The sequence below is a fragment of the Streptosporangium sp. NPDC001681 genome (assembly GCF_040298085.1).
GTDB lineage: Bacteria > Actinomycetota > Actinomycetes > Streptosporangiales > Streptosporangiaceae > Streptosporangium.
This window is the reverse complement of sequence record NZ_JBEOZN010000273.1, coordinates 1-3,617: the sequence shown is the minus strand read 5'-3', so window position 1 is coordinate 3,617 and position 3,617 is coordinate 1. Positions and strand designations below refer to the sequence as shown.

General features: G+C 68.6%; 4 protein-coding genes. 2 read left to right on the top strand and 2 right to left on the bottom strand.

Annotated elements, in window-relative coordinates:
• A partial coding sequence (locus ABT130_RS47195; RefSeq protein WP_350966438.1) for a lipoyl(octanoyl) transferase LipB occupies positions 1–447 on the bottom strand: 447 nt, incomplete at its 3' end.
• Between the two features lie 15 nt (positions 448–462).
• Positions 463–648, bottom strand: coding sequence for a PspC domain-containing protein (locus tag ABT130_RS47190; protein WP_343964802.1), 186 nt, complete (start codon positions 646–648; stop codon positions 463–465).
• Between the two features lie 242 nt (positions 649–890).
• On the opposite strand from ABT130_RS47190, the gene ABT130_RS47185 reads away from it, so the two are divergent.
• Together ABT130_RS47185 and ABT130_RS47180 are read left to right on the top strand one after the other, a co-directional pair.
• Complete coding sequence (locus ABT130_RS47185; protein WP_350966437.1) at positions 891–2,423, top strand: M28 family metallopeptidase; 1,533 nt, start codon at positions 891–893, stop codon at positions 2,421–2,423.
• A gap of 99 nt (positions 2,424–2,522) precedes the next feature.
• The coding region (locus ABT130_RS47180) for a M28 family metallopeptidase (protein ID WP_350966436.1) at positions 2,523–3,617 on the top strand (1,095 nt) is incomplete at its 3' end.

The window sequence follows — 3,617 nt, the reverse complement described above, 5'->3', positions numbered from 1 at the left end:
GCCTATCGAGACTATCTTGCGTCCGGTCTCGACGGTCCACACACCGGTCTGAAACTCCGAGCCCGGGGGGGTGTCGGGGCGCTCGCCCGCGACTCCCAGCGCGCCGAGCGCCGCGACGAGCCTCAGCTCGACCTCTCGAACGTAGTCGACGATCCCCTCGTCCTCGCCGAGCTTGACGATCAGGTACCCGACCAGCTGGCCAGGGCCGTGGTAGGTGAGCTGGCCGCCGCGACCCGTGCTCACGACCGGGATGCCGTGAGCCGGATCGGGCAGGTGCTGCTCAAGGGTTCGCCTGCCCGCGGTGTACACCTGCGGGTGGCTGAGCAGCCAGAGCGTGTCGGGGCGCTCGTCGCGTTGCCGCTGACCGACCAGGTCGGTCATCCGCTCCATCGCCTTCTCGTAGTCGACCAGGTCGTCCTGGACCAGGGTCAGGGGGCGTTGCCTCATGCCCCCAGCTTATTTTCAGTAGCGAGCTTCCGGCGCCTTGGGTATGAAGATCCACATGAGCACGTAGACGACCCAGAGCGGCCCGGGAATGAGCGAGAGCAGCAGCCACAGCACCCGGACGAGGGTAGGCGGCAGGTTGAGACTGTCCGCGATCCCGCCACAGACTCCGGCGATTATCTTGTGGTTTCTCGAACGGTACACGGCGCCTCTCCCCGAATCGGTGTTCTTCGTCCGGTCAAACGAACGGCCGGAACCGCCACGTTCCCGAGGCATCCCTGAGAAAACCCTGACAGGGTCGAACTTGATAACTTTTCTTGTCAGTCAGCGTCGATACATCCCTAGGCGAACGCGGTTGATACCGGTACGTTCCGCCATGTACCTATAGGGAGTCTCCCTCCGTTCCACCCCCTAGGAGCGTTATGCGCCTGAGGTTACGACGCAGCATGGTCCAGACCGCCACCCTGGTCACGGCCATCGCTCTCCCCCTCGCCTTCACCGCACCGGCGAGTGCCACCGTCGCGGCCCCCAGTGTCCCGGACGTCCTCGCCAACGCGTTCGCGACACAGATCAAGGGCAGCAACGTCAAGAAACACCTGGACAAGTTCCAGCAGATCGCGACCGCCAACGGCGGCAACCGGGCGGCGGGCACGTCCGGCTACGACGCCTCCCTGGCCTACGTGCAGGACAAGCTGAACAAGGCCGGATACAAGACCTCCACGACCGACGTCGAGTTCCCGATCAACTGGGAGGAGTTCAGCCCGTCGGTCCTCCAGAAGACGGCCCCCGAGGCGAAGACCTACGCCAACCCGGCCGACTTCGTGACGGTGATCTCCTCCAGCCCTGGCGACGTCACCGCCCAGATCCAGGTCGTCGACGCGATCATCCCGACGCCGCCGAACCCGAACACCTCGACCGCGGGGTGCGAGGCCGCCGACTTCGCCGGGTTCGTCCCCGGCCGGATCGCCCTGCTCCAGCGCGGCACCTGCCCGTTCGTCGACAAGGCCACCAACGCCAAGGCGGCCGGCGCGGCCGGTGTGATCTTCTTCAACGAGGGCCAGCCCGGCCGTACCGACCCGCTCCTCTTCGACATCGTCGAATGGCGCTTCGGCTTCCCCATCGTGATGGCGAGCACGGCCGTCGGCCTGGACCTGGCCGCCAGCCCGAACACCACGGTCCGCCTGAAGGTGGACGCCAAGACCACGGTCGGCCGTACCAAGAACCTGATCGCCGACTCCCGCTGGGGCAAGTCCGGCGAGATCGTGGCGGTCGGCGCGCACCTGGACAGTGTTCCCGAGGGCCCCGGCATCAACGACAACGGCTCCGGCAGCGCCGCCGTCCTGGAGACCGCGCTGAAGCTGGCCAAGGTGCCGACCAAGTACAAGCTCCGCTTCGCCTGGTGGGGCGCCGAGGAACTGGGCCTGCTCGGCTCCGAGCAGTACGTCGCGGGCCTGTCCCAGGCCGAACGGGACAAGATCAGGCTCTACCTGAACTTCGACATGATCGCCTCGCCGAACGGCGGCACCTTCCTGTACGACGGTGACGACTCCGACGCCGAGGGCGCCCCTGCCGGTCCGGCGGGGTCGGCCGAGATCGAGAAGCGCCTGGAGAGGTTCTACGGCAAGCGCGGCCTGCCCTTCGAGGGCACCGACTTCACCGGCCGCTCCGACTACGGCGCCTTCATCGCCAACGACATCCCGGCCGGAGGCATCTTCAGCGGCGCCGAGGTCCTCAAGACCGCCGAGCAGGCCGCCAAGTTCGGCGGGACCGCCGGTGTCGCCTACGACCCCTGCTACCACGCCGCCTGCGACGGCATCGGCAACATCGACGCCGCCGCGCTCGACCGCAACTCCAAGGCCGTCGGCTACGCCACCACGTTCTTCGCCTACGACCTGACGGGCATCCCCGACCGCAACGCCGCGACACTCGCCAGGACCGCGGCGCAGACCGCGACGGCTCCTGAGGGCGCGGCCCGCTAACAACAAAGTCCAGCAAAGCGCACCACCACGCTGTACGGCGCGCACCCACCACGGGTGCGCGCCGCTCGGGGGACCCCCACACCCTCAAACCCGAGGAGCATGATGCGCAGTCTGTGGACCATGGGCATGGCGGCGATCCTGGCCATCCCTCTGGCATTCACCGCACCATCGGCGTCGGCCGCCGTCCCACCGGACATCTCGCTGACCGCCGTGAAGGCACACCTCACCCAACTCCAGTCCATCGCCACCGCCAACGGCGGCAACCGCGCGCACGGCCGCCCCGGCTATCTGGCCTCGGCCAACTACGTCAAGGGCCTGCTGGACGGCGCGGGGTTCACCACCACCCTGCAGTCGTTCACCTACGGCGGCGCGACCGGCTACAACGTCATCGCCGACTGGCCCGGAGGCGACCCGAACGACATCCTCATGGTCGGCGCCCACCTCGACAGCGTGACCGCGGGCCCCGGCATCAACGACAACGGCTCGGGCAGCGCCGCCATCCTGGAGACCGCCCTGGAGGTCTCCCGCCAGTCGCTGGCCCCCACCAAGCATCTGCGCTTCGCCTGGTGGGGCGCGGAAGAGCTGGGTCTGCGCGGCTCGCAGGCCTACGTGAACAGCCTCTCGGCCACCGAGCGGGCCAAGATCAAGGGCTACTACAACTTCGACATGGTCGGCTCGCCCAACGCCGGCTACTTCATCTACGACGGCGACAACTCCGACGGCGTCGGCTCGGGCCCCGGCCCGGCGGGCTCGGCGCAGCTGGAGGCGACGCTCCAGGCGTACTTCACCTCGATCGGCGTGGCCACCCGGGGCACCGACTTCGACGGCCGCTCCGACTACGGGCCCTTCATCGCCGTCGGCATCCCGGCCGGAGGCACCTTCACCGGCGCCGAGGGCGTCAAGACCAGCGCCCAGGCCACCCTCTGGGGCGGTACGGCGGGCCAGGCGTTCGATCCCTGCTATCACCGGGCCTGCGACACCACGGCCAACATCAGCGACACCGCGCTGAACCGTAACGCCGACGCCATCGCCTACGCGGTGTGGACCACCGCCACCGCCACGCCGCCGACGGTCGTCTGGCAGGACACCTTCGAGACCTCGACCGGCTGGACGACCAACCCCTCGGGCACCGACACCGCCACCTCGGGCCAGTGGGAGCGCGGCGTCCCGCAGGCCACCACCTCCAGCGGCGCC

What these genes read in the sequence shown, in the direction of transcription:
- ABT130_RS47185 (WP_350966437.1), top strand. Translation starts at nt 891, where the DNA reads ATGGTCCAGACCGCCACCCTGGTCACGGCCATCGCTCTCCCCCTCGCC.